This window comes from Vibrio lamellibrachiae (genome assembly GCF_050337265.1).
Classification (GTDB): domain Bacteria; phylum Pseudomonadota; class Gammaproteobacteria; order Enterobacterales; family Vibrionaceae; genus Vibrio; species Vibrio kyushuensis.
In genome coordinates, this window is record NZ_JAKJSU010000010.1 from 192,141 (window position 1) to 217,492 (window position 25,352).

Consider the following 25,352-nt stretch of genomic DNA (forward strand, 5'->3'; position numbering starts at 1 on the left):
GAAAAAGCTAAAGTGGAATAACTAATTAATGATGAAAAAATAAGGGGAATAGTGAATGAAAAAAAATATTTTAAAATCATCGATAAGCTATCTTACAGGTGCAGTAGAGACAAGCTTCGACCCTTTACTCAGTTTAATATTCACAAAGGAATAAAGAACAAATAGAGCTAAGAAAGCAATAAACATAATGCTCTCATCCATGAAGCTACTATCAGCAGCTATCCCAACCGATGAAACGATCATCGAGAACAAACAAATAATAAACAGAGTTTGGTGGTTAGAATAACCGTGCTTAAGTAAAACATGATGTAGGTGGGTACGATCAGCTTTAAACGGGGATTGTTTCTTCATTACTCGCTTAAACATCACAAGCACCATATCCATTAAAGGTACAGCTATTACCCATAAAGCAGTCACTGAATTAATTGTTTTGCCTAAACCGTTGGGAGTAACACTTGGCTGTGTGGCTACAATAAGCAGCCAAACCACTGTAAATCCGATTAAAAAACTACCGCTATCACCCATAAACACTTTGCGGTGACTGCTAACCCGATAAGTTAAGTTCAAAATAATATAAGGGACTAGTGCCCCCGCAAAGACAAAACTAAATATCGCTTCGCCATAATGGCCTGAGAGATACAACAAGAGACTTAAGCTAAGGAATATAATGGTAGAGATCCCACCGAGTAAGCCATCAATACCATCAATCATGTTAAAACATGTCACACAACCTACGATCGCAAATATAGAGAAGATAGTAGCTTGATACCCTTTAAAGATAATCTCGCCAATTCCAAGCAGATCACCAAGATTAGAGATAACAAGCCCTTCAGCACTCACGAGCCATATTGAAATTGCAAAAAGTAGACACAAGCGAGATAGTGCACTTAGATTGAACTTATCATCAATAAAGCCCAGTGAGACTAGAATTAATGAAATTAGGAAATAGCTATTCTGTAAATGGATAAGCTGAGTATCAAACAAATAAATAGAACACAGAGCAATAAAGACACTGACCCCACCAATTAGCGGTACTTGACCTGTATGGTTCTTCCTATCACAGGGGCTGTCAACCCAACCATAAGCAATGGCCACACGCCTGAGCCCCACAAGGGAAACCAAAGATACGGCGATTATGGTTATCAACAAAAATATCAAGTACATTGTCATCTCAATAAAAAAGCGCCCCAGTTAGCCTAGGACGCTATAAACGTTTGATTATTACTATTACAGCTTGGGCTAGCCGCGAATTAAACTTCGCTACAACCCCACTCAGGGAAGTGCTTTCTCACGTAAGTATTTAGATCTTTTTCAGCCATGGAGTAAACTCTCTGCTGAGCTTCTGAACCATCAAATGCTTGTGTAACCACACCCGCACCAACAGTCACGTTAGTATGGCGGTCAATAACAATGAAAGAGCCTGTTTGAGGCAGAACTTGATATTGATCAAGAGCAACTTTATCTACCAAATTAATCGAAGTAAGGGCAATTTCGTTTAGATCCAAAGAGTCAGCCTTCTCAGCATGCTTGTCTAAGGTGTTCACATCCACCTTATGCACAATATCTGAAACCTTACCTGTGCACGCCTTAGTCGCAAACTTAAATGTATACTCTTTGTGTGTACGTAGGGGGGTTTCATCCATCCAAACAATGTGAGACTCAAGCTTATTCGTTACCTTAGGCTCATGACCTAGGTGAACGAGCATATCACCACGAGAAACATCAATTTCATCTTCAAGGGTAAGCGTAATGGCTTGGCCAGGATAAGCAATATCTAGTTCGCCATCGAAAGTGTAGATAGATTTGATACGCGATACTTTATCAGATGGTAGTGCTTTAACTTCATCACCAACTTGAACAACACCTGACGCTAGTGTTCCACAAAAACCACGGAAATTTAAGTTAGGACGATTCACATACTGAACAGGGAAACGCATATGCTCAAGATCTTTATCTTGGTCAATTTTTACGGTTTCAAGCAACTTCATTAACGTAGCACCAGGGTACCAATCCATCTCTTCACTTGGGGTCACTACGTTGTCGCCGTTTAATGCTGAAATTGGTACAAAACGAATATCTTCAATATTGAAGTTCTTCGCCATTTCTCGGTAATCTGCTTTAATCTTCTGATATACGTCTTGACTGTAGTCCATTAAGTCCATCTTGTTGATTGCAACGATGATGTGCTTAATACCTAGTAAACTACAAATATAGCTATGACGACGTGTTTGAGTTTGAATACCGTGGCGTGCATCCACCATCACAATCGCTAGGTCACAAGTAGATGCACCAGTAACCATATTACGAGTGTACTGCTCGTGTCCTGGAGTGTCCGCAATAATGAACTTACGCTTATCTGTAGAGAAATAACGGTAAGCAACATCAATCGTAATGCCTTGCTCACGCTCGGACTGCAAACCATCAACAAGCAATGCTAAATCAAAATCTCCATCAGTGGTGTTAAACTTCTGAGAATCTTTCTCAATAGCAGCCATCTGATCTTCATAAATAAGCTTACTATCAAAAAGTAACCGACCGATAAGCGTTGATTTCCCGTCATCAACGTTTCCACAAGTTAAAAAACGAAGTAGGTCTTTATTTTCATGGACTTTCAAATACGCTTCAATATCTTGAGCAATTAATTCTGATGAATGTGACATTTTTCTTTTCCTATCACTGAGCTTGGCCTAGCAAACCGCACTAGGCCAAACATAAATTAGTTATAAAATTTAGTGAGCACATCGATAAATCGTTGTTTATCGCTAACTGGCAATTGATTGATTCCTGCTGCAGCCTTTCGACCACCACCTGTTGCAAACTGTGAACATATCTCGTCTGCACCAGTGCGATTATTAAGAGGCGCACGAACACTCACCGTATAATCTTGCTGATTAGCATTTAAAGTAATGACTGCATGCGCTTTATCAGGAGATTGATTGGCCAACGTATTACCAAAAACACCACTGATACGTCTTGCCCAAGCTTCACAAGGAAGCTCATACACTTCTGTAAGATCACTGCTTTCAATCGGTTTTAGCTGCGCTAAGTGCTTACAGTCAGCTTCATAACCTTGCTTTAATAACTGGTATGGTGAGCTAAGGTTTTGTAGCAGCGAAAATGGCGAGTCGTATTTCATTAATTCAACAAACAAGTTTTGTGGAGCAATGTGCAAGTCATTTAATGATGCGCCATAACCGTTATAGTTAATTAACGTCCCCAACTCTTTCAAGAATTCTCGCTCACCGGCAGATAAACCAATTTGATTAGCCAACTCTTCAGCACTTGCAAACAGGTTATCGCCATAAGCTCCTGCTACAGCCCAAGAAGCAAATTGATTACCTAGGTGTTTATTAATCAACAAGCTCGTACATGTTTGTGCATCAAGATTAATCAGAGCAGTAAAATTACTAGCCTGAGGGACTTCGCCAGCTCGGTGATGATCACAATAAAAAACCGGAATATCTCGCTCGATAAGCTCATAGAGCGCATCGATATTCTTCTCCATTGAGATATCTAACACAGTGACACCACTTGCATCAGACTGCGAAGCGACTTGCTGAAGTAACTTAATGTCACGCTTAACGCCAGTGACTAATGTCGATGTTTTAGGCTCAGCTTTGCGAAGTTGAAGCAGAGCGATGATGCCATCTGCATCTCCGTTAAAAACATCATAATGCACCATCATCTCCCCTTAGGGATAAATAGCCCATTTCAGAAAGCTTATTAACAACATCAATTGCGCACTCTTCTACACTTTGGCTTGCTGTTTTGACGTGAATTTCTGGTGACGTTGGTGCCTCGTAAGCGGAATCAATGCCTGTAAAATGTTTAATCTCACCAGCACGAGCTTTTTTGTATAGCCCTTTAGGGTCACGTGACTCACACACTTCAAGTGGTGTATCAATAAACACTTCTAAGAACTCACCATCAGAAAACAGCGCTCTAGCTTGCTCTCGATCAGCAATAAATGGAGAGATAAACGCGGTTAGCGCTATCGTTCCAGAATCAACAAACAGTTTCGCGACTTCACTAATACGGCGAATATTCTCGACACGATCAATATCACTAAACCCTAGGTCTTTGTTTAAGCCGTGACGAACATTATCACCATCTAACAGATAGCTATGATTACCCAAACTAAGAAGCTTACTTTCAACCGCATTAGCCACGGTTGACTTACCTGAACCACTTAACCCAGTAAACCAAAGAACAACCGGCTTTTGCTGTTTCTGCATAGCACGATCTTGCGGTGAAACGGTAGAGTTATGCCATACCACATCATCACTAACGCTATCGTTGTCTTTTTGTACGTAAGGCGAATTCATTTAGAAGTAACCTTCACGTTTCTTCTTCTCCATTGAACCCGAGCTATCGTGATCAATTGCACGGCCTTGGCGCTCAGAAGTCGTTGTAAGCAGCATCTCTTGAATAATCTCAGGAAGCGTAGTGGCCTCTGATTCAACCGCGCCAGTTAGTGGGTAGCAACCTAAAGTACGGAAGCGAACCATCTTCTCTTCGATGACTTCCCCCTCTTTAAGCTCCATGCGATCATCGTCAGCCATGATAAGCATGCCGTCGCGCTCAACCACAGGGCGCTTTTTAGAAAGGTATAAGCCAGGGATTTCGATGCTTTCTAGGTAGATGTATTGCCAAATATCTAGCTCTGTCCAGTTTGATAATGGAAAAACACGAATGCTCTCGCCTTTATTTACCTTACCGTTGTAAACGTTCCATAACTCTGGACGTTGGTTTTTAGGATCCCACCGATGATGTTCATCACGGAAAGAGTAAACACGCTCTTTGGCACGAGATTTCTCTTCGTCACGGCGCGCACCACCAAAGGCGGCATCAAAGCCATATTTATCAAGAGCTTGCTTTAACCCTTGGGTTTTCATGATATCGGTATGCTTTGAACTACCATGAACAAATGGGCTGATGTTCATTTCTAACCCTTCAGGGTTTTGATGAACCAATAGATTCATACCCACCTTGTCAGCCATATAATCACGAAACTCAATCATCTCTTTGAATTTCCATGTGGTATCTACGTGCATCAGTGGAAACGGTGGAATACCAGGAGCAAAGGCCTTCTTTGCTAAATGAAGCATTACCGATGAATCTTTACCAACTGAATAAAGCATTACTGGGTTATCGAACTCAGCCGCTACTTCGCGCATAATATGAATAGACTCAGCTTCAAGCTGTTTTAGATGAGTCATTCTTTCAGGCGTAATGTTCATTTCATTTTCCTACTGTTCTTTATATTAATTTTCTATAAGCCTATAAATAGGTATATTGCGCTAACCACTGTTGTGCCATATAGCACACTGATAGGCATACCTATTTTCAAAAAATCTTTAATTCGATATTGCCCTGCGTTAAACACCATCAAATTCGTTTGATATCCATAAGGGCTAATAAAGCTAGCACTCGCACCAAATGCTACAGCAAAAATATAAGCCATTGGGTTTACTGATAAACTTTCCGCTAAGCTATAAGCAATAGGGAAAACAAGTGCTGCCGCGGCATTATTTGTGACTAGCTCCGTCATCAGCCAGGTCAATATATACACTAATAATAACCCAAAGAGAGGGGTAAATATATCTTGTCTCAATTGAATTACATTACTTAGATTCTCTAGTGCACCGCTATTGGTTAATGCATGAGAGAGTAATAAAGCGGAAGCAATGATAAGCCATATTTGTTTCGGCATCCGCTGTAGTACTTCATTGGAGTTCAGGCAACCTGTAAAAAGTAAAATGCCTAAGAGGAGTAACATCCCTTTAAATAAAGGGACAATCCCAAATGCAGCAAGTCCGACAGCTAAAGCGAATCCACCTATGGAAAACTTCTCTTGCAAGGCCGTTAAGGTTTGCTCAGTTTTAACACCACTAATCAAATAGAAGTTCTTATTAATGTTATGCCTAGTTTTAAAATCTTCACCGACAGCTAACACTAGGAAATCACCCGATCTTAAGTCAACATCTCCTAACTTTCCTGATATGGCTTCTCCATCACGGCGGATAGCTACAACCGCAGCATCAAATAGAGCTCTAAAGCCTACACGCTTCAATGTTTGTCCTACAAGAACGCTTTCTGGCTTAATAATCACTTCAGTTAGGTTGTTAATCGGAAGACCGTTTTCATGGGCAAAAAGCTTAATACCATCGAACTGGCTAAGTAAGGTTACCTTTTTGATATCCCCACTAAATATAAGCCGGTCATTTTCTTCAATTAACTCTTGGGGGGAAACAGGTGAAATCAATCGTCCCTTTCTCAGTATCTCAACTAAAAACAGCGACTCTAGATTACGTAAACCATTCTGTTCAATATTTTGTCCTATTAACGACGACTTCGGTTGAACTTTAGCATCAATGAAATAATCCGTTGTTTGATTTGCTCCTTGCGAATTAACCGGTAAAAAACGCGATAAAATGAATAAACCACTACCACAAACGGCAACAATAGAAAGGCCAACCACTGTAAAGTCAAAAAAGCCGATAGAAGGTAGCCCACTCTCTATTACCATGCTATTGATAATCAAATTGGTGGACGTTCCTACGAGGGTTAACGTACCACCGAATATTGCAGCATAAGAAAGTGGTAACAATAGTTTGCTTGCAGGGTGATGAATGTTGTTACGAATGGGGGCAAGCATCGTTGAGACCACTGCTGTATTGTTTAAGAAGGCAGAGGACAATGCTGTAAGACCAAATAAACGAAGCCAGGTCGATGTATAATCAGGACGAATTACGTATTGTGCGATTGCTCGAAGTAGTTTCGTTTTCTCTAAAGCAAATGAGCAGATCATCAACAGCACTAAAGTAAGTAAGCCCTGATTTGAAAAGCTATTAATTACTTGCTCTGTACTAACAAAACCTAGCGTATAAAGCGCCAATAGTACTGATCCAAAAACTCGTTCAGGGTGGCTTTGAAACTTAATTAAGCCAGCTATCGTTAATAGAAAAATGCCGACTACAATTACTGCAGGAGATATGCTTAGTAACATTGGTTACTCTTCATGTTAGGTTCTCGATCTATCTTTATTTAATGACTTAGAATGACTGATAACGTTCAATTCCAGACTCTAGATCTTCGTAATAATGCAACTTTCCCTGATGAAGTACAATCGCGCTATCACAAAACTCTCGAATTTCGGTTAAATCATGACTAACCATTATCACACTAGCCGTTTGGCTTTTTTCCAGTAGGGCTGATTTGGCTTTTTTACGAAACGACTGATCACCCACCGACGTTGCTTCGTCAATCAAATAGACATCAAAATCGATAGAGATACAGCAGCCAAAGGTTAGACGAGCACGCATACCACTTGAGTAGCTACGCACAGGAAGATCGTATTTAACCCCAAGCCCCGCAAACTCTTGTACCTTTTTCTCAAACTCATCTAAGTTAGCAACGCCGTTTACCCTACCAATAAAGCGTGTATTTTCACGCCCCGTCATTTGAGGGTGAATACCCGTAGCAAGTGCCACGGGCCAAGATATCGCTTGGTCTGTGACTACCTTGCCTGAATTTGGATATTCACTCCCTGCAATAATGCGAAAAAGCGTTGATTTACCTGCGCCATTTGACCCAAGCAAAGCAACATTCCTACCTCTTGGAAAGGTGAAGCTTACATCTTGAAAGATGTATTGGCTGCCGAGATCAGAAGGATAATATTTAGTAAGGTTTTGTAGTTCTATCATCACATTATTTACAGAGAGTTAATTGCCGGTTCACCAAGTTAATAAGCCAATTCAGCTTCTTTTTCTGTCGGCTCTCGTTTTAGCTCTACATTGACGTCTTTAAGGTAAATATTATTAAAGCAGTAATTTGTTGCATCGATGTAACCTTCAACCGAACCACAATCAAAGCGCTCACCTTTGAATTTGTAGGCAATAACGCAACCATTTTGTGCCTGCTTTAACAGTGCATCAGTGATTTGAATTTCACCACCTTTCCCTGGTTCTGTCTCTTCGATTAAATCAAAGATATCCGGAGTAAGAATATAGCGACCTATAATCGCAAGGTTACTTGGCTCTGTACCTGATTCTGGTTTCTCTACCATATCGGTAATACGAAAAAGGTCGTCACGAATCATGTCTCCTGCAATTACACCATATTTATGCGTATCTTCTTTTGGCACTTCTTGTACGGCTACAATCGAACAGCGGAACTGCTTGTACAGTGCCGTCATTTGTTCGAGTACATTATCACCCTTAGGGTTTACACATAAATCATCAGCTAGGACAACAGCAAACGGTTCATCTCCAACCAGCTCACGTCCAGTCAAAATCGCATGCCCTAGCCCTTTCATTTCACGCTGTCGGATAAAAGTGAAGTAGGCTGAATCGATAATATTTCGAATATCATCCAACAATACTTCTTTATTAGTACCCGCAATTTGATCCTCTAGCTCGTAGTTTTTATCGAAGTGATCCATAAGCGTATGCTTACCACGGCCAGTAACAATACACATATCTCGCATACCGGCTTTAATTGCTTCCTCTACACCATATTCAATCAGTGGTTTATTTACTACTGGCATCATCTCTTTTGGCATAGACTTGGTTGCAGGTAGAAAGCGCGTGCCGTAACCGGCTGCAGGGAATAGACATTTTTTTATCATAATATTTAAGCTCAATTTAACGTTGTAAAATAGTATTAATGGTATGCATATAATGCTTTGCCACACCGATGTGACAGTAATCTTTTTCAGCTTTTTTACGGCCCTGTTTTCCCATAGCAAGTCTCTCTTGATGGGATAGTTCGATCATATTAATCATTGCTTGCTTTAAATCTGGGACACATTGCGGTTGAACAATATAGCCACTCAAACTGTCGATAACTGTTTCTCGACAACCAACATTGTCTGTAGTGATAATGGGTTTAGCCATTGCACACGATTCAATTAAACAGTGTGGTATTCCTTCACGGTAGTAAGACGGAAGCACAACACAATCAAAATCCTTTACTACAGAAAAAACATCATCTGTCTCTCCTATGTAAGAGACAATGGTGTTGCGATCCCAATACTTAATTGCTGAAAGTGGTAGCCCTTGTGGGTTTTCTTCATCTATAAAACCTAATAATGAGAATTCGAACCTCGAAGTAGCTAGGCTCGCTTTGCTTCGTATTTCATAATGCTCTTTTACCGCTTCTGCAGCGTGAATAAAATCCACTACCCCTTTGTTTCTTAGCATCCTAGCAAACAGTATAAAGCGAACCGTACCATCATCATTTGAATGGACAGGTTTGAACTTACTTAACTCGACACCAATCCCATGGACTCTAGAGCATTTTTCTGGCTTTACATACTTACGCTTTAAGTAAAATGCCAAGTCATCGTTGTTTTGAAATATGGTGTGATCAGATAATGGCTGGGTGACACGAAACAATATACGACCCAATAAAGACTTTAAGCCTTTCTCGGAAGCAATTGACCCTAGCCCTGCGATACTGTTAATCACTTTTATTCCTAGCCACCGACTTACTAAAGTAGAGTAGATATTCAACTTTGGTGTGAAGTTAAGAACACAATCAGGCGATAGTGTTGATAAAAGACAATGTAATTTAAACAGTGTCTTTAATTCTTCAATTGGATTAATTCCAGAACGACAAACTGGGATATCAAAGTAACTACAGCCAAGATTAATGAGCTTTTCGGAATTAATATCTCTTGGCGCTATGACAATAACTTCATTGTTATTCTTCATAAACTCAACTATTGAAGAGCTAAAAAAGTTAGCAACAAACCAACTGCTGTTAGATGTAATAACGATTTTCTTATACATTGTTATATCTTACTTTTCTTTATAAATAACAGCTTAATTATAGATTGAAGTTCATTTACGGCTCGAATGGGCTGATGATAAAAATACCCAATAAAACAACGAAGTTTCACAAAATAATTGAATCTATATATGTAATAAAAAGAACATCGGAATCGTTTAAAAAAGAGTATCTTTTTCAAGTGAACTGGTGAGAATAGGCTTAGTTCACTATTTATCGCCTCTACCTTATTAATTACTTCCTTTATCTCAGTCAGAGTAAGATGTATTTCTGGGTATATTCCTTGCTCATGAATACATAAGTTCTTAATCAGCTGAACTTCTTTGCTAGTTAGAGATGGAAAGGCGGTATTTAACTGATTTCTTACAATCTTTCGAGAAACATTCATCTGCTCAGGATAGTAAACACTTGAAACCTGATTTTCATGTCTATGATAATAAAGCAATCCGTCTTTTAGGTTATACAACTTACCAATGCGAGCTAGGTCAATCCAAAGCGTGTAGTCTTCGGCATATTTAAACTCACTTCGATATTTTATGCCGTTATCTTCCAATGAAGAGCGCCTGATCATAACTGTAGGGTGACAGATATTTCTTTCAAAGAACGTCAGTGCAACTCTAATCTCTTCATCTGTTTCCGGATATCGCATATAGCCTTCACCTGAATCATTAAAGTTAATTATACTCGTTCCGCAAGCGACATATTCTGCATTACCTTCCAAAAACTCTACTTGCCTTTCAAGCCGAGTCGGTTGACAAATATCATCCGCATCCATACGGGCAATATATTTACTATCAGCTAAATTCAACCCAGTATTTAATGCTGAAATAAGGCCAACATTCTCTTGTAAGTTAACAAGTCTAACTCGATCATCGGTGTAAGATTTAATAATATTCAATGTATCATCTGTTGAGCCATCATTAATAACAAGTAACTCAAAGTCTATATAAGTTTGAGATAATACGCTTTCGATTGCTCGAGAAATATATTTCTCAGCATTATATGCAGGGAGTAAGACAGTAATCATAGGGTATACTTAAGTTAATCCATTGACTGATTAAGATGCCATTTTCATTCTTTGCTTCCATTTATCTCTCACCACCTCTTGACTGTACCAAGGAGAAAGCAGTTGATAATCTCTAACTAGAAAATCTAATAACTTTTCTAGTTCATCTCTAGATAATTGTTCAAGTGTTACTTTATTTTTGCCAACCTGAGCTTTTGGTATTTCGAACTTATCTCCCAAGTGAACTTGTAATAGCTTTTCAAATTTACCAATCTGACTGAAAGTAAAAATATCCGTAAATTGATTGAGATCATCACCTAATTTCCAACTCAACGGCTGACAGTGGTGCTCGATTGACGGCGCTAAGATATAAAGGTCCAAATGCTTAATAAATTGGCTGATCGAAGGCTTAAAAGTTGGCAATGTCTTTAATAACCAAGGAGCAGATTTTTCAATAGCTGCTCGATTCAGTTCACCATGATCCAAAACTCGGTTAGCATAGGCGGATAGGAATCGCTCTACAGGGTCCCTAATTATAAGAACACGCTTCTCAAACAAATGAATTGGACATTCTTTTCTGTTCCAGTAGTCGTGAATATGCCTGCTACCATAATTATCTTTTTCGAAAGTATGCCCTTTAGTATGTTGATACAAAGCCAATTTTATTGAAGAACATGCTACTTTAGGTGTTGGTACATAGACGATGTTACTATTTGGAATAGTAATACCACACGTCTGAGTTTTACCTATACTTTGTGTTAAGTTATTAAATCCTTTTTGGCGGTACTCATTTAACTTACGTTTAATAAATGGGCCTTTTGGCCTAGCTCCATAAGCTATATGCATTAATCGATAAGCAAGTTCTGGCGACTTCCCCTCACAATTAACAGCCTGATCTCTTAGGTAATCAACATCGCTATCACTACCAACATCTCGAATTGTTAATAAAGCTAACTCTTTATCCTGAATATGCTTTTCTTTAACACCAACTAAACGACGTAAGTATCGAATGCACCTTGTTACTTTAACCTGATCGATTGAATCGATTAATTCAAGAACAAATAGTTGATCAGTATCACTGCCATTAATAACAATTTCATTGTTATTAACTTTCTTTTTAACTTGCTCAGAATTAGGGAAATTTAATACGTCATCAAAACTTAAGGTTATTGATACATTACCATGCCCTTCATAGTATAAAAATTCATTTCCATTAAATAGAACTGACCATTTATACTTTGTGTTAGAAAGAGCGATGCTAACAGACTTTCCACAATACTCATGTAATGCACTAGGTTCGATTAAGTAGTTCATAGCACGAACAATCATCGACTGTTGTTTTTTCTTAGGGATAACGCGAAGAGCCATTAAGGCTAAAGATGATTTCATATAGCAACATACTAAAAAGTAACATTTAAAAGAGGTACACTAGAACGTTCAGGTTTATTATTTATAATCACCTTAAGAACCAGCCTAAAGTACCGATTATGATGCTAGCTAAAATTCTAACTCGATATTTATAGCTAACTTTTCCTTTTTTCATCTCATTCCAGCGAGAGGATAAATAAAATAACCAAGAAGACAGGCTTTCCTTATGAAGACGATACCAACTTTCATTTCGAGCTCCATAGCGAAACTTCCAAATATTATATTGGTTTATATTACCAAACCAGACACCCTCATTTCTTGGTGTTGCATGAACGACTTGGCTAGAAAGCGCACAGTAACAATCAAATTGTTTGGAGATTCGTAATGTATATTCAGCATCGTCGAACCAAATAAAAAACTTCCCTATTGGAAAACCGAACTTTTCGATCGCTTGCCTTTTAATTAAGCAAGAGACGAATGAAGCGCTTTCAACCTTGATAACTTTATTCTCATCAGTAAATGAGCTTAAATAGTCCCAGTTAACTGTGGGTTGATTCATTTCACACACAGTTCCATCAACCCAATTTACTTTTGAACAAATAAGACCAACTTGTCGCTCCCCTATCTGACGTGATTTTTCTAGTAATGAATCAGTCAACAATAACTGTTTCAAACTATCTTCTTGAACATAACAATCATCATCCATCAGCCATACATGACTTGCACCTTGGTCATAAGCAATACGAGTACCTATTTCAAAGCCGCCAGCGCCCCCTAAATTAATCTTTTGTGGATAATGCTCAATTTGTGAATGCGTTTCTTGAAAACGATGAATAACTAAGCACGTACTGTCTGTCGATGCATTATCAACAACAATAATTTTTGTTGGTAGGACTTCAGAGTTAATAAGGCAATATAAGCATTGCTCTAAGTGCTTTTCTCGATTGTGCGTAACCACAACAGCATATACATTAGAATTTGGCATAAGAAATGACTGCTGACTAAAACAACTTAGATCTAGTCAGCAGTTGGAATTACTCAAAAAATGCTGGAATATCAGCCTGCTGACTAATGGCATCTAATGCAATTTTAGAAGCATCAAGTGCTTTGCGAATGGTGACATCCATATCCATATACTGATATGTACCTAAACGGCCGATGAAGCTTACTTTAGACTGTTTATTTGCAAGGTCTACGTACTTATCAAATAGTGCATTACCTGAAGTAAACTTGATTGGATAATATGGATCATCACCTTGCTCCGCTAAACGGCTAAACTCTTTATAGATAAGCGTATTTTCATGCTCTTCCCATGGAGTAAAGTACTTGTGCTCGGTAATTCGAGTGTACGGGATATTTTCATCACCATAGTTCATTACTGCTGTGCCTTGATAGTCGCCTTTATGTACTTCAGTTTCAAAATCAAGGGTACGATAACCTAATCGGCCTAGTTGGTAATCAAAGTAGCTATCTAGAGGTCCACTAAAAAACACATGGTCGAACTCTTCTTCCATATCTTTCGAAAATGGAGAATTTAAACGTACTTCGATATTTTCATGGTTTATTAAGTTGGCTACGATAGGGGTATAACCATCAGCAGGCATACCTTGATACTTATGAGCGAAATAGTTGTCATTGTAGTTAAAACGTACAGGAAGGCGCTTTAAAATGCTTGCTGGCAATTCATTAGGATGAATTCCCCACTGCTTAATCGTATAACCTTTGAAGAAAGCTTCATAAAAATCTTTACCGACGAAACGCAATGCTTGCTCTTCAAAACTATTTGGCGTCTCTATACTTGTATCAGCCACTGACTCGATAAATGTTTTTGCTTGAGTTGGGTTAAATGTTTTACCAAAATACTGATTAATCGTATGAAGATTTATTGGTAGCGAATATACAGCCCCTTGAGAGGTTGTTTTCACTCGGTTTACATACGGTTTAAATTCAGTCAGGTCATTAACAAAATCCCATACTTCTTTATCATCTGTATGGAAGATATGAGGACCATAAGTATGAACCATCACACCAGTATCTTCATCACGCTGAGTATAACAGTTCCCTGCTATATGGTTACGCGATTCAAAAATAGTAACCTTATGACCTTCTTTTGCCAACTTGTTGCCAATGATTGCACATGATATACCAGCGCCAACTAATGAAATATTCATATTACTATCTCTCACTCGGTTCATTATTTAAAATCATTGCTAATTTAATTGAGCGTAAATCACCCTTAACGACGGTCAACTCTTGTTTTACTTTTTTAAGCTCATCCAATAACTCAATTGTTGCCTTATCAATTGACTCTCTATGTAATAACGCTAACTTTTGGCTATCAGAATTACTAGGGGTCTTAAACATGTTCATTAAAGGCTTTTTCAAAAACAGACCAATAGTCTTCCAAAAGCCGATCTCTGAGATAGAGATCAAACCATAATCAACTTTTGTATACTTTTGTTCAGTAACCGCTATTTTAAAACCACGATAATTTTTAATCAGTGCGAAGCGAACTAAATCTCTACCTCGATTACCAACGTGGATTCTGCTTAAAGTATCGTTAACTGAATCTTTTCCATACTTAAATAACTCAGACTGAAACGCTCTAAAGTTATCCTTTAAGTACTGATCACCAATCTTTCGAGTAATCCATTCCGTGTTACCGATAAGCCATGCGATAGATTGGTCTTTATAATCTTCATCAACATTACCAGCCTGTAACGTATCAAGAATCGTCGAGTGGTGTTCATACATTGCAATCAATTTAAAATTAGCCGTAGACATAGTTTGTCCAGGTCTATTGATCCGATGATAACAACCGATGAAGTCTTCAAAGCTGATCTTTTCTGAATGAAGTGTCGTTTCCCAGTGAAAAGGGTTATCTTCAAAAAAGTAATCACCAACTGGATAGCGTATCTTGTCACCCAGTAGTTCCCTTTTATAGATTTTCCGCCAAGGCACAGGGTTTAGTCGCAAAAAAGCCTTCTTGAAGCTATCGCTGGAATCTCCACTAGAGTCGTATGGCTTAAGCGAATGCCACTTACCAGCATCCGAAGGCTTTAGTAGCTCAGAAGTTGTTTCATTAAACTCTAAATAATTACAAAACGCGACATCAGAGTTGTTCTTCTCGGCAGAATTAACGAGCTTTTCAAACATATCAAGCTCATACCAGTCATCTCCATCGGCAAATCCAATGTAGTCACCAGTTGCCATATCAATACCAGCATTAGCGGCACTTGATACACCGCCAATGGTGTTCTCAGTGAAAAACTTGGTCTTAATTCTAGGATCACACTTTTGATAACTTTCTACGATACGTTGAGTATCGTCAGTAGATGCATCATCAATAACAATGATCTCAATGTCCCTTAGCGTTTGATTACAAATGCTGTCTAAACACTTTTCAATATAAGGAGCTATGTTATAGCAGGTTACAATGATCGAAAGCTTCACAGAGATTTTACTCCCATTTTAAATTCGGCGGCATCAGAGGCGACATTGGGCATCATTAAGCTGACTTTAAGTACATCACTACTACTTAAAGATTGATAAGAGATCTTCATTAGTTGACGAAATTCTTTTCTCAGTGGAACTGGCAACTGCTCATGAATCCACTTAAATAACCCAAGCTTAAATTTCAAGTAGAGGTGGAAATAAACTCTGTATACCTTCTCATCATTTCGTAACATCTGTTCAAGTTCTTCTAACGCAGTAAAAGCAGAGAAGCGGGTTTTATCAAACGTCGATGTAATTTGGCTATTACCAGGAATAACGAAGTGATTACATATCTTTGTATCAACAAGGCTGACTTTGCTTGCATTAGCATAGCTATGCCAATGCGCATATATATCATTATTAACCAGTGTTTCAGAAAATGTTAACTTAGACTGTTTAACAAAGGCTGCGCGATAAAGTTTATTCCAAGGGTAATTGACACATTCAATTAGGTAGGGCTTGTCTACAGGTCGAATGGTGACATAATCGGCATTACCAAGTGACCAACGCCACTTGTCTTTATCTTGGTTCAGCATCCCCTTGGATTCAGAAACATCTTCACTACGGCAATAATTATATTTAGCTACAACAAAATCTGCTTTATCTTTCTCAGCTACCGATAGCATCTTAGATAACGAGCCTTTATTCGTTGTATCATCCGCATCAAAAAACATGATATATTTAGCACTGTTCTGAATATGCTTAATTCCAATATTTCGACAAGCTCCTGCCCCAGGATTTTGAGTATTGTTACGTAAAACAACACCGGGTATATTGTTGTCTTTAAAGTAATTTAAAGTACTCTCGTACGTTCCATCTTCTGAATTGTCGTCAACCACAATAAAGTGGAGATCTAATGTGTTATTGTTAACAAAAGAATCAATACAACGCTGTACACCGTGCTCTTCATTCTTAACTGGAATAATAACATTAATCTTCATCTGCACACCCTTTTAAAAGCCTTAAAACCCTTGGCCCTTTAGGCCTGATAGCCCTAGCTTGAATTAATAGCTCATAGAAAAAATCACTTCTTAGAGTGCTTTCATTTTTATCCATGAACCCTAACGTTTTATTTAATATATAATCTTGATTGATTTTTGATAAATCGTCACCTTTTAGGTGTTCTAAAATTGGTTTTATTTTTTCAATAAAATCATTTTCATCGGCTTCTAGAATTTCGGTTGCCTGGATAGGAGTGTTTTTATCAGGCAAGTTTTCGTAGAATAACCGCCCATCAGAACGATTCAAATACTCTCTAGCAACATAACTATTTCCTTCCACATAGGTATTCATTAACGAAACTCTTTCATCATACGTCAGTATATTAGATGATACGTCCTTGTATCTAGCTCGGAAAAACTCATGTAATGCTCTTCGTATAAATGAGGGTTCACCTAGAAACTTCATGTCTATCTTATTTATTTCAATGGCTAGGCCTAATGATGAGTATGGTATGGATGTATTATCAACGCGTTCAATAACATTTAACCCCGAAGTATCAACATTACAATATTTCTCAAGAAAGTCCTTTGCTATATTATTAGATAGCTGGCCTCTCTCAAAAGGAATCACTTTAATATTTTCCTTACCAACAATATTCGAAAAACAATCGAGAAGATTTCCATAATTTAGCCAATGTAGGCTTTCTGAATAATCAACTAGGGTTGACTTAGGTGATTGGCTTCTATTTTTGTCCCAAGGTACTTTGATAGTTTGATTGTAATAGCTTTCTAGCAAAGTATCCTGCCTCCTTAAGTAAAAAACAAACTCAACATTAGCAAAAACCTTCTTAAGGTAATTATGCTTATCATAGCAAATACTCTTATTTAAGCTTTCCTCAGACATTATAATTGTATGACAACCAGAATCTATAAATTCAGAATACAATTGGTCAACTAGATCCTTGTAGTCCCCTCCATTTAACGAGTAATAATAATGATGCCTACTTCGGAATTTTATACCTGTATTTGGAATAAGATAGCCGCGTTCTCTAAGAGTTTCTTTGTTATTTTGAAGTACCGTTTGAATAGTAGTCGAACCGGACTTACTTAACCCGCCATGGAAAATTAATCTCATATAAACCTATTTAACTCATATTTAACTCATATTTAACTATAAACCTTAATGACTTACAGTTATTATAACCATTCATTTAAACAACTTATTTGCATACAAAGCTTTAGTTCATTTATTTTTCTTTTTATATACTTCCCATTAGGTCTTAGGCTACTAAGGTAAACTAATACTTGATAAGATTTATTTAAGTCCACGCTATGTGTTTTGACTGCGTAATCTCTTACTATATCAATCATTTCTTCTGTGAGTTCGAGGTTTCTTATTTCCTCCACAGTCATGAGAGGCAATCTATCTTCTAAGTCAATAGAAAAAACCATTCTTTATATTCTTTCGAGTGTTTTCCTAAAAATAAACTATTGAATGCTTTCATCGATTCGCTATCCATTTTTGAGTATTCAAAACCAGAGTTCATCAAATGAACAAAAAATGGAATATCTTCATTTTTATTTTTAACATTAACTAAATAACGCTCAGCATTACCAGTAAGAACAATACTAGGTAAAAGCACATTTACAACTGATTCCATCAAATATGGTCGTCTAATATAAATGACTTCTTCAAAAAAGTGAGCGAGTAACTTCATGCAACCCACAAAGAAGCTATCTCCAAACAATAGGACTCTATTTTTTATAGGTGCATTTTTGTTTATTTTATAGTGCATCTCCCCACTATTACCTGGTAATGCTTTAAAGTTTGAAAACGATTTAATATTACTATCCACATCGAATCCGACAATTACATTTCTTTTAATTGGAGGTAATTCTAGCATCCTCCCAAGATCCCCAGGCTTAATATTTTCTTTTTCGACCGGAGAATATACTGGCAATTCAACGCCGATCTTACTTAATGTTTGATTAAGAACCTCTAAATACCCTGCGTCAGAGCAATGTGTATCATCATGAATGTAATGATTCCTAGTTAACTTAGGGTATATCACCTCATCAATTGCTAGGTGTTCTTTAGTTGCAATTTTACTAATATCACGCCGTTACTTTTAAAGAACTCTCTATATATAACTTCTTTGCTAGGAAATATAACATGTTGATACTTTATGTTATTTTTTATACAGTACTCACTACAAAACTTAACATTCTCCCTGAAAGAGCTTACATAGTAATTACTAACACGTTTCCCTAATAGATAATCAAACTGCCTTTGACCTCTATCTTTCTGACGAAGAAATAAAGGGCCGTATTTATTTTTAAAAAGTACACCTTTATCTATAGTAAAGATTGAATCTAGCTCGTCAATAGACATAACACCAATCTACGCTCACATACTTAATAATTAATTAAAACCATATAACAAAGATACTCTTTATATATCTTAATCACTTCCAAACAAGTCTCTACTGTAAACTTTATCAGAGACAGAGCTTAGATTTTCATGCATTCTATTTGAGACAATTACGTCAGAGGACTCCTTAAAAATGTTCAGGTCACGAATAACCTTAGAATGGTAAAACTCCTCTTCTTTAAGCTCTGGCTCATATACCACAATAGTAATACCCTTTGCTTTTAGCCTTTTCATAATCCCTTGTATACTTGATGCTCTAAAATTATCAGATCCTTCCTTCATTATAAGGCGGTATATACCAACCACTTGAGGTTTTCGCTTTATAATTGATTCAGCAATGTAATCCTTACGTGTTCTATTTGCTTCAACAATTGCTCCAATAATATCGTTAGGTACGTCTTGATAGTTTGCTCTTAGCTGCTTAGTATCTTTGGGCAGACAATAACCGCCATAGCCAAAAGAGGGATTGTTATAGTGATTTCCTATTCTAGGATCTAACCCGACCCCTTCGATGATTTGTCTCGAATTCAGGCCGTGTTCTTCTGCATAGGAATCTAGTTCATTAAAGTAGGCTACACGCATTGCAAGATAAGTATTAGAAAACAGCTTTACTGCTTCTGCTTCTGTTGCATCGGTTAGCAATACTTCGATTTGTTCTTTTAGTGCACCTTGAACAAGCAAATCAGCAAACTTTCTAGCTCGTAGTGACTCTTCACCGACGATAATTCGTGATGGATAAAGGTTGTCATAAAGAGCTCTCCCTTCTCGTAAAAATTCAGGAGAGAAAATGATTTGTTCACACGCTAACTCTTTCTTAATCCGTTCAGTGTAACCAACAGGAACCGTTGATTTAATAACCATAACCGCTGTTGGGTTTATATCCATCACATCTTTAATAACAGCTTCAACTGAGCGAGTATTAAAATAATTTGTTTCAGGGTCGTAATCTGTCGGGGTTGCAATGACAACATAATCAGCATTGTTATACGCATAATGCTTATTCGTTGTTGCTGTGAAGTTCAGCTCTTTATTAGTTAGAAAATCTTCGATTTCCGAATCTGAAATAGGAGATATTTTTCGGTTCAGCAGCTCAATTTTATCTTCAATGATATCTAAAGCGACCACCTCATTATGCTGTGCTAATAGCATTGCATTAGATAACCCAACATATCCGGTACCAGCAACTGCAACCTTCAAAGTTTTTTTATGCGTACTCTTCATATTCATACTTCTTTATTTCAACTCTATAACGACGGACATTATGATTCTACCAATGGCAAAGACCATTGAAGTAATTAAGATAAACAGGGATATGTTGTAAAAAGCATCGGGGTATTTGTTCTCTTCTGGTTTAGTCGCAGATTCCACCACCACCAGATACTTAAGCTGTCTGTATGCTTCTATTCTTGATTTTTCTAACGATACTTGAGATGAGGTATACGCCTGTAACGCAAGCTCCATTTTGATCTTTAGATCGGTAAAGTTCGCTAATATTTCGCTGACCGGAATATTGATTCCACTCTCATCTGAAAGCTTGCTACGTTCACGTTTAAGCTGCGCTTTCAAGGCACTCAACTCATTATTCACTCGGGCCACTTGTGGCGCTGTTGGGCTCATGATGTTATTGAGCCCTTTCAGTTCAGCTTCCTTTGCTGTGATCTGCCCTTCAAGGGTGTAGGTAATCTGTTGCATGGCTAACCCTTCAGCTGTTGGGTCTAGCAGGTTGTATTTCTGTTGAAACTGAAGTAGTTTTCGCTGCGCTGATTCAAGCTTATCTTCAACAATTTGATGTTCTTTTTTAATGAACTCTAATTGCGCTTCGGCTAACTGATGTCCAATGGAGTTGATAAACCATTCGGCGCGGTCGACGATAGTTTGAGTCAGCTGGTGAGCAAAGTCTGACTCAAATCCTTGGCTGTAGATGTACACTACTTGAGACTTGCTTTCGATGTAGACTTCTAAGTGGTTTTTATAAAACTCTAAAAATCCTTCTTTACTCTCACTTCCTGACATACGGCTAAATACGTCAATCGATCTTTGGCTGTAGTGACTATGCAAATCAAGCTTGTTGTCCAAATACTGCAACATATCGTTAGAGTAGATATAAGCTTTAACCAGTTCAGTGTCAGACACGCCTGAACCACTGACACCAAGCCCCGTTAACAGTGCCATTGAAGCGTCCATGGTTGCCATACCATCAGGCTGTTGCACAATCACTTGCGCTTGACTTTCATAACGCTCACTCGCCCAAAGAGTTTGGTAAAAAGCAAACATCAGGCTTGGAATAACAACTAGGCTAATGAACGGGGATTGGATTAGGTATTGTGCCCATTTAGAGTTTGTCGCTTTGTTTACGCACTGTTTAGCTATTGAATTAGGCAATCGTTCTAACTTGACCGACTCTTGCTGAGCTACCTTTAGCTTTGCTTCATCAACTTTAATTGGAGTAACAGGGTCTTTCGTTTTACTACTTGGTTCCGTCGTTTGTTCTTCTTTCTGCTTCACGACTCTAGCTTTCTTTAAATTTCTTACTCGCACTAAAATTCGTGCTGATAACTCAGGATCACTTTCTTCAATCTGTTCAGCTTTCGCCACTAGGAAATCAATGTTGTTGAACTCTGGCTGAGATAACGATTTTTTAAACTCTTGAAATTTTTGTTCAGTCATCATTTTGTTCTTACTAGGCTAAGTAGAATCTTACTTAGCGGCTAATCGCTTGCTTCCAGCTAATGTGGTAACAAGCTAAAGCAAAAAATAGGCTCACTAATGTGCACATAGTGAGATAGAAACTACTAACACCTGCATCACCATAATGCGGATAAGCTGCAAATCTAGTGAGCTCAACGGCGTGGAGCAATGGATTCCAAGTTAGATAGGGCCAAAACTCTCTTGGTATATCTTGAAGGCTAAAAAAGATGCCCGAAATAAAGAAGATTGGCCGCATCAACAACGTTCTGATTTTTTCTACTTCAGGGATGAAACAGCTCGCTAATGAAAACAAAAGACCAATACTTGTCGCAAGAATACCCACTTGTACAATGTTAAATATCAAGCTGATTGGGTCGTGAATTTGAATATCAAATCCAAGGTAAAAACTGATTACACCAATGACTACAATCACAACAGCTTTGACTAGACACTCAAACCCTGAAATGGCAATCACCGAGCTAATTGGCTGGACCTGCCTAAATGCATAAAGAGGTTTATTCTTCTTTATCGAAGCAGAAACAGTGCCTATTACACCCAGAAAAAACTGGACCAACAGCATACCGTAAACCATGAAGAAGAAGGTCGGTATTCCATGGGTTTCGCCACCATCCATTCGACCACGAACGTAAGAGAGCATAAAAATAAAGGCGACTGGCGAGACAACAGACCAAGCGACACCTAGTTTGTCGTTCGATTTACTTTTTATCTCGCGAAGGAAGATGGCGAATATGACATCTCCCCAAATTTTTAGGTTTGAGCGTTGAACTACCTTAGCCATAAACGATTCAGCTTAATTCATTGTTAAATAATCAGTTGATGACAACGTTCGCAGCAACTGCGATCTGATAGATAATTTGAGTGATGTCTTTCACTGCTTGCATCGTCTTCACATCAACTTTAGGCATAACCAATACTTGGTCACCAGGCTGAATGGTTGCATTGCTATTAAACTCAACCATGCCATTTGCACGTACAACAGCAATGCGTTCATCTTCCGCTCGCTCACTAAAACCACCAGCCCATGCAATATAATCGTCAATGGAAGCTTTAGGGTTATACACAACAGCTTGCGGCATCAAAACTTCACCGCCGACTTGAATCAAATCGGTTTTTCGAGGAATGATGATTTGGTCGCCCGCTTCTAGAAGAATGTTTGCGACATTGCCTTTTTCAGACACTATCACTTTGCCTAATGGCTCAATTCTTCTTGCTCGCTCAGTAAAGGCCAATACGAGTTCGGCTTCTTTAGCACGAATTGCGGCTTCACCACTTGAACCTACTGGCGCGGTGAATACACTTCGCTCTAAACGCTCTAGAGAGTCATTGATCATCTCTTTCTGTTTTTCGGCCACGCTTTTACGCAGCACGTAAATAGAACCAAAGTTAGAAAGCTCAGGCTCTACTGGAATATAGTTAAGTACATCATGAAGGCGCGTGTTGTTTTTCACGGTGAAATACGAAGGGCCTAGGTAGCTACCTGAGATTTGTACATCAATCACTTGCGCATGAAGATCATCGTTGTAAATAACTTTGTCGCCATCACTAAGTTCAAACTGAGCAAACTCTGTAGCCGTCATGTAAAGAGAGAACGGACCTTCTGGACGATTACCAATCACACCGACATGGCTAATTTTAGCTAGCGGTCGAGAGTAATATGAAAGCTGCTCACCGGTTGTTTTTTTCTCTTCGAGTTCAAAACGGAATGGGTTACGCACACCGCCAGCAACCGTTACCGCTGATTTCTGAGGCTTAACCAAGATCACATCGCCATCTTTAAACGGTACATTGACCATTTTACCCTTGCGAATAAAATCGTAGAGATCGATATTGGCGATGACATCACCTTGACGAACGACTTCTATCTCACGATAGCTGCCACGTTCAGGGTCAATTCCCCCTGCTCGTTTTAAGAAATACAGTACGCTATCAGATGCCATACCTGCGTATTGGCCAGGGCGAATCACAGGTCCGGAAAGGTAAATGCTAACGGGTGTTGACGTCAGAAGATTAACGTAGACACTCACGCTATTGGTGTACACCTTCTTGATGCTTTGTGTCACAACATCATTAACCTGACTAGCTGGTACGTTAAGCACCGATATTGGGCCAACTTCAGGAATAAAAATGTTGCCTTGGTTATCAACCGTTGCAACGTTTGAATAGGTAACAGCGCCCCAAATCCAAAGGTTAATTTTGTCTCCAGCCGCAATTAGGTAGTTTTCATTAAGCCCATCGACACGTTCAGTTTCATAACCACCAGCAAATAAGTTCGCACCGTAGGGCGGCGGAAGGTCTTCACCTGACGAAGGCAGTAACTTTCGAACGTCCGTTTCACCCGGTAAAACTAGGTTGTCACGATTCGTAGCACTATAAGAGCCCATGTCATTAGCTTGTGGTGCTGTCGCTGAGGTTGGAACCTCTGACGAACTCATCTGCATCGCGTTTTGCGCCTGAAGATATTGAGTTGCGTCCATTGCAGTTACTGCACTTGAAAAGCAAATCAATAGAGATAACATTGAAATTAGAAGGCGATTGAGTGTCATATTATTGAGCACCATTTAACTGAGCATTACTTTTTGGCGCGTGAGCCTCAACTAGTGCATTGGTCATGTACCACGGAGACTTTTCATTTGATTGCGTATTTTCTAACGATTGCACTTCACGGCACACTACACGATTGCTCATTACAGTATCTTGTTGATTATTGATTGCGTGAAAGCTTCGACAGTGTAGCCCTAGCGCTGAAGTGTAAGTTGCACCTAACTGGACGCTTTGCTGCTGATATTGAACCTGAGAAATGGCGTTATTTGCGAACATCGACCAGTAACTACTGTCTGTCACAATAAAGTTTTGTGTGATTTTTTGATCATCTAACAAGGGAACTTGGGCTGTAATTTCACGAGGTGCACTAGAGCAACCAGCAAGAAAGAGAGAAACAATAGAAATAAAAAAATGTGACACGTTTATTTCACTTTTAATATTAAAAGCACTAAACATAAAGATCACTAAACATATTAAACATGCTACCGCCCATTGGTAAACGAAACCACACTACGTATAAGTTAAAGCTAATTTAATTATTAACAGCTCTATCCATAAGCAGTATGCCGTTATAAAACCCGGCGATTATCCATAAAGAACATTTTTTCGTCAAAACAATAAAATAAAGGATTTTATCAATAACGTCTCATACGAGATATTGTTAACACCCTCGCCACAATTGAAGCTTAAATGTTAATTTCACCCACAGTTGATATATATATCACAAAGAAATAAGACTCAGAACGACGTACTGTAATTTACAATCGACCAAAAATCAAACCAAAAACACTATAAATAGTAAAAAAATCCATTACATGACCAAAAAACGTCAACCAAGCAAGAGAATTAGCATTCACCCTACCAATACTTCAGTTTTGTGACCTTCATTCAGGCGTTCAATTTAAGTGGTAATAGTCTAATTAACATCCTTAAATAGTTATAGCTTGTTTTTGGAATATCGATTATTCCAAAATATCATCATTAAATGTTAACTCGCCTCAAAGTGTAACAAGATGTAACGATCAACATTTATACATCCCAACTTAGTAAATACCGACTTCGTCTAATT

General features: G+C 38.4%; 22 protein-coding genes. All 22 read right to left on the bottom strand.

The features are described from left to right. Window positions 1-87: 87 nt before the first annotated feature. The 22 genes from wecA to L4C54_RS17795 all read right to left on the bottom strand — a co-directional run bounded on the left by wecA (window position 88) and on the right by L4C54_RS17795 (window position 24,703). The gene (gene wecA, locus L4C54_RS17690; RefSeq protein WP_428809179.1) at window positions 88-1,170 is read right to left on the bottom strand and encodes a UDP-N-acetylglucosamine--undecaprenyl-phosphate N-acetylglucosaminephosphotransferase; all 1,083 of its coding nucleotides are present in this window, start codon (window positions 1,168-1,170) and stop codon (window positions 88-90) included. A gap of 80 nt (window positions 1,171-1,250) precedes the next feature. Then, a complete protein-coding gene (cysN, locus tag L4C54_RS17695; protein ID WP_428809180.1) occupies window positions 1,251-2,660 on the bottom strand; it encodes a sulfate adenylyltransferase subunit CysN in 1,410 nt (469 codons plus the stop codon). A 56-nt stretch (window positions 2,661-2,716) separates the two neighbouring features. After that, window positions 2,717-3,679: a DHH family phosphoesterase gene (locus tag L4C54_RS17700; protein ID WP_428809266.1), complete on the bottom strand. Its 963-nt coding sequence runs from the start codon at window positions 3,677-3,679 to the stop codon at window positions 2,717-2,719. Then, window positions 3,669-4,325, bottom strand: a complete 657-nt coding sequence (cysC, locus tag L4C54_RS17705; protein ID WP_428809181.1) for an adenylyl-sulfate kinase — start codon at window positions 4,323-4,325, stop codon at window positions 3,669-3,671. Before cysC ends, L4C54_RS17700 begins: the two co-directional genes overlap by 11 nt. After that, on the bottom strand, window positions 4,326-5,240 hold the full coding sequence (gene cysD / locus L4C54_RS17710) for a sulfate adenylyltransferase subunit CysD (protein WP_428809182.1): 915 nt from the start codon (window positions 5,238-5,240) through the stop codon (window positions 4,326-4,328). 32 nt (window positions 5,241-5,272) lie between these two features. Next, the gene (locus L4C54_RS17715) at window positions 5,273-7,009 is read right to left on the bottom strand and encodes an SLC13 family permease (RefSeq protein ID WP_428809183.1); all 1,737 of its coding nucleotides are present in this window, start codon (window positions 7,007-7,009) and stop codon (window positions 5,273-5,275) included. A 46-nt stretch (window positions 7,010-7,055) separates the two neighbouring features. Next, the gene (locus L4C54_RS17720; protein ID WP_428809267.1) at window positions 7,056-7,706 is read right to left on the bottom strand and encodes an ABC transporter ATP-binding protein; all 651 of its coding nucleotides are present in this window, start codon (window positions 7,704-7,706) and stop codon (window positions 7,056-7,058) included. 38 nt (window positions 7,707-7,744) lie between these two features. After that, window positions 7,745-8,629 carry a UTP--glucose-1-phosphate uridylyltransferase GalU gene (gene galU / locus L4C54_RS17725; RefSeq protein WP_428809184.1) on the bottom strand — a complete coding sequence of 295 codons (885 nt, stop codon included), beginning with the start codon at window positions 8,627-8,629 and terminating at the stop codon, window positions 7,745-7,747. Window positions 8,630-8,645: 16 nt separating this feature from the next. Continuing rightward, complete coding sequence (locus L4C54_RS17730) at window positions 8,646-9,794, bottom strand: glycosyltransferase family 4 protein (protein WP_428809185.1); 1,149 nt, start codon at window positions 9,792-9,794, stop codon at window positions 8,646-8,648. 2 nt (window positions 9,795-9,796) lie between these two features. Beyond that, a complete protein-coding gene (locus L4C54_RS17735; RefSeq protein ID WP_428809186.1) occupies window positions 9,797-10,819 on the bottom strand; it encodes a glycosyltransferase family 2 protein in 1,023 nt (340 codons plus the stop codon). Between the two features lie 30 nt (window positions 10,820-10,849). Then, window positions 10,850-12,187, bottom strand: a complete 1,338-nt coding sequence (locus tag L4C54_RS17740; RefSeq protein WP_428809187.1) for a sulfotransferase family 2 domain-containing protein — start codon at window positions 12,185-12,187, stop codon at window positions 10,850-10,852. Window positions 12,188-12,254: 67 nt separating this feature from the next. Beyond that, a complete protein-coding gene (locus L4C54_RS17745; protein WP_428809188.1) occupies window positions 12,255-13,151 on the bottom strand; it encodes a glycosyltransferase in 897 nt (298 codons plus the stop codon). 49 nt (window positions 13,152-13,200) lie between these two features. After that, window positions 13,201-14,337, bottom strand: a complete 1,137-nt coding sequence (gene glf, locus L4C54_RS17750; protein WP_428809189.1) for a UDP-galactopyranose mutase — start codon at window positions 14,335-14,337, stop codon at window positions 13,201-13,203. A 4-nt stretch (window positions 14,338-14,341) separates the two neighbouring features. Next, window positions 14,342-15,619: a glycosyltransferase family 2 protein gene (locus L4C54_RS17755; RefSeq protein WP_428809190.1), complete on the bottom strand. Its 1,278-nt coding sequence runs from the start codon at window positions 15,617-15,619 to the stop codon at window positions 14,342-14,344. Beyond that, window positions 15,616-16,602 carry a glycosyltransferase family 2 protein gene (locus L4C54_RS17760; RefSeq protein WP_428809191.1) on the bottom strand — a complete coding sequence of 329 codons (987 nt, stop codon included), beginning with the start codon at window positions 16,600-16,602 and terminating at the stop codon, window positions 15,616-15,618. The genes L4C54_RS17755 and L4C54_RS17760 overlap by 4 nt, the downstream gene beginning before the upstream one ends. Continuing rightward, window positions 16,592-17,737, bottom strand: a complete 1,146-nt coding sequence (locus tag L4C54_RS17765) for a hypothetical protein (protein ID WP_428809192.1) — start codon at window positions 17,735-17,737, stop codon at window positions 16,592-16,594. The genes L4C54_RS17760 and L4C54_RS17765 overlap by 11 nt, the downstream gene beginning before the upstream one ends. 295 nt (window positions 17,738-18,032) lie before the next feature. Then, window positions 18,033-18,674, bottom strand: coding sequence for an alginate O-acetyltransferase AlgX-related protein (locus tag L4C54_RS17770; protein WP_428809193.1), 642 nt, complete (start codon window positions 18,672-18,674; stop codon window positions 18,033-18,035). Window positions 18,675-19,063: 389 nt separating this feature from the next. Continuing rightward, window positions 19,064-20,230 carry a nucleotide sugar dehydrogenase gene (locus tag L4C54_RS17775; protein WP_428809268.1) on the bottom strand — a complete coding sequence of 389 codons (1,167 nt, stop codon included), beginning with the start codon at window positions 20,228-20,230 and terminating at the stop codon, window positions 19,064-19,066. Between the two features lie 36 nt (window positions 20,231-20,266). Then, a complete protein-coding gene (locus L4C54_RS17780; RefSeq protein ID WP_428809194.1) occupies window positions 20,267-21,703 on the bottom strand; it encodes a KpsE/RkpR family capsule polysaccharide export protein in 1,437 nt (478 codons plus the stop codon). Window positions 21,704-21,734: 31 nt separating this feature from the next. Continuing rightward, complete coding sequence (locus tag L4C54_RS17785; RefSeq protein ID WP_428809195.1) at window positions 21,735-22,520, bottom strand: ABC transporter permease; 786 nt, start codon at window positions 22,518-22,520, stop codon at window positions 21,735-21,737. Between the two features lie 31 nt (window positions 22,521-22,551). Continuing rightward, window positions 22,552-24,285, bottom strand: a complete 1,734-nt coding sequence (locus tag L4C54_RS17790) for a polysaccharide biosynthesis/export family protein (RefSeq protein ID WP_428809196.1) — start codon at window positions 24,283-24,285, stop codon at window positions 22,552-22,554. 1 nt (window position 24,286) lies between these two features. Next, window positions 24,287-24,703, bottom strand: coding sequence for a hypothetical protein (locus L4C54_RS17795; RefSeq protein WP_428809197.1), 417 nt, complete (start codon window positions 24,701-24,703; stop codon window positions 24,287-24,289). Window positions 24,704-25,352 lie beyond the last annotated feature (649 nt).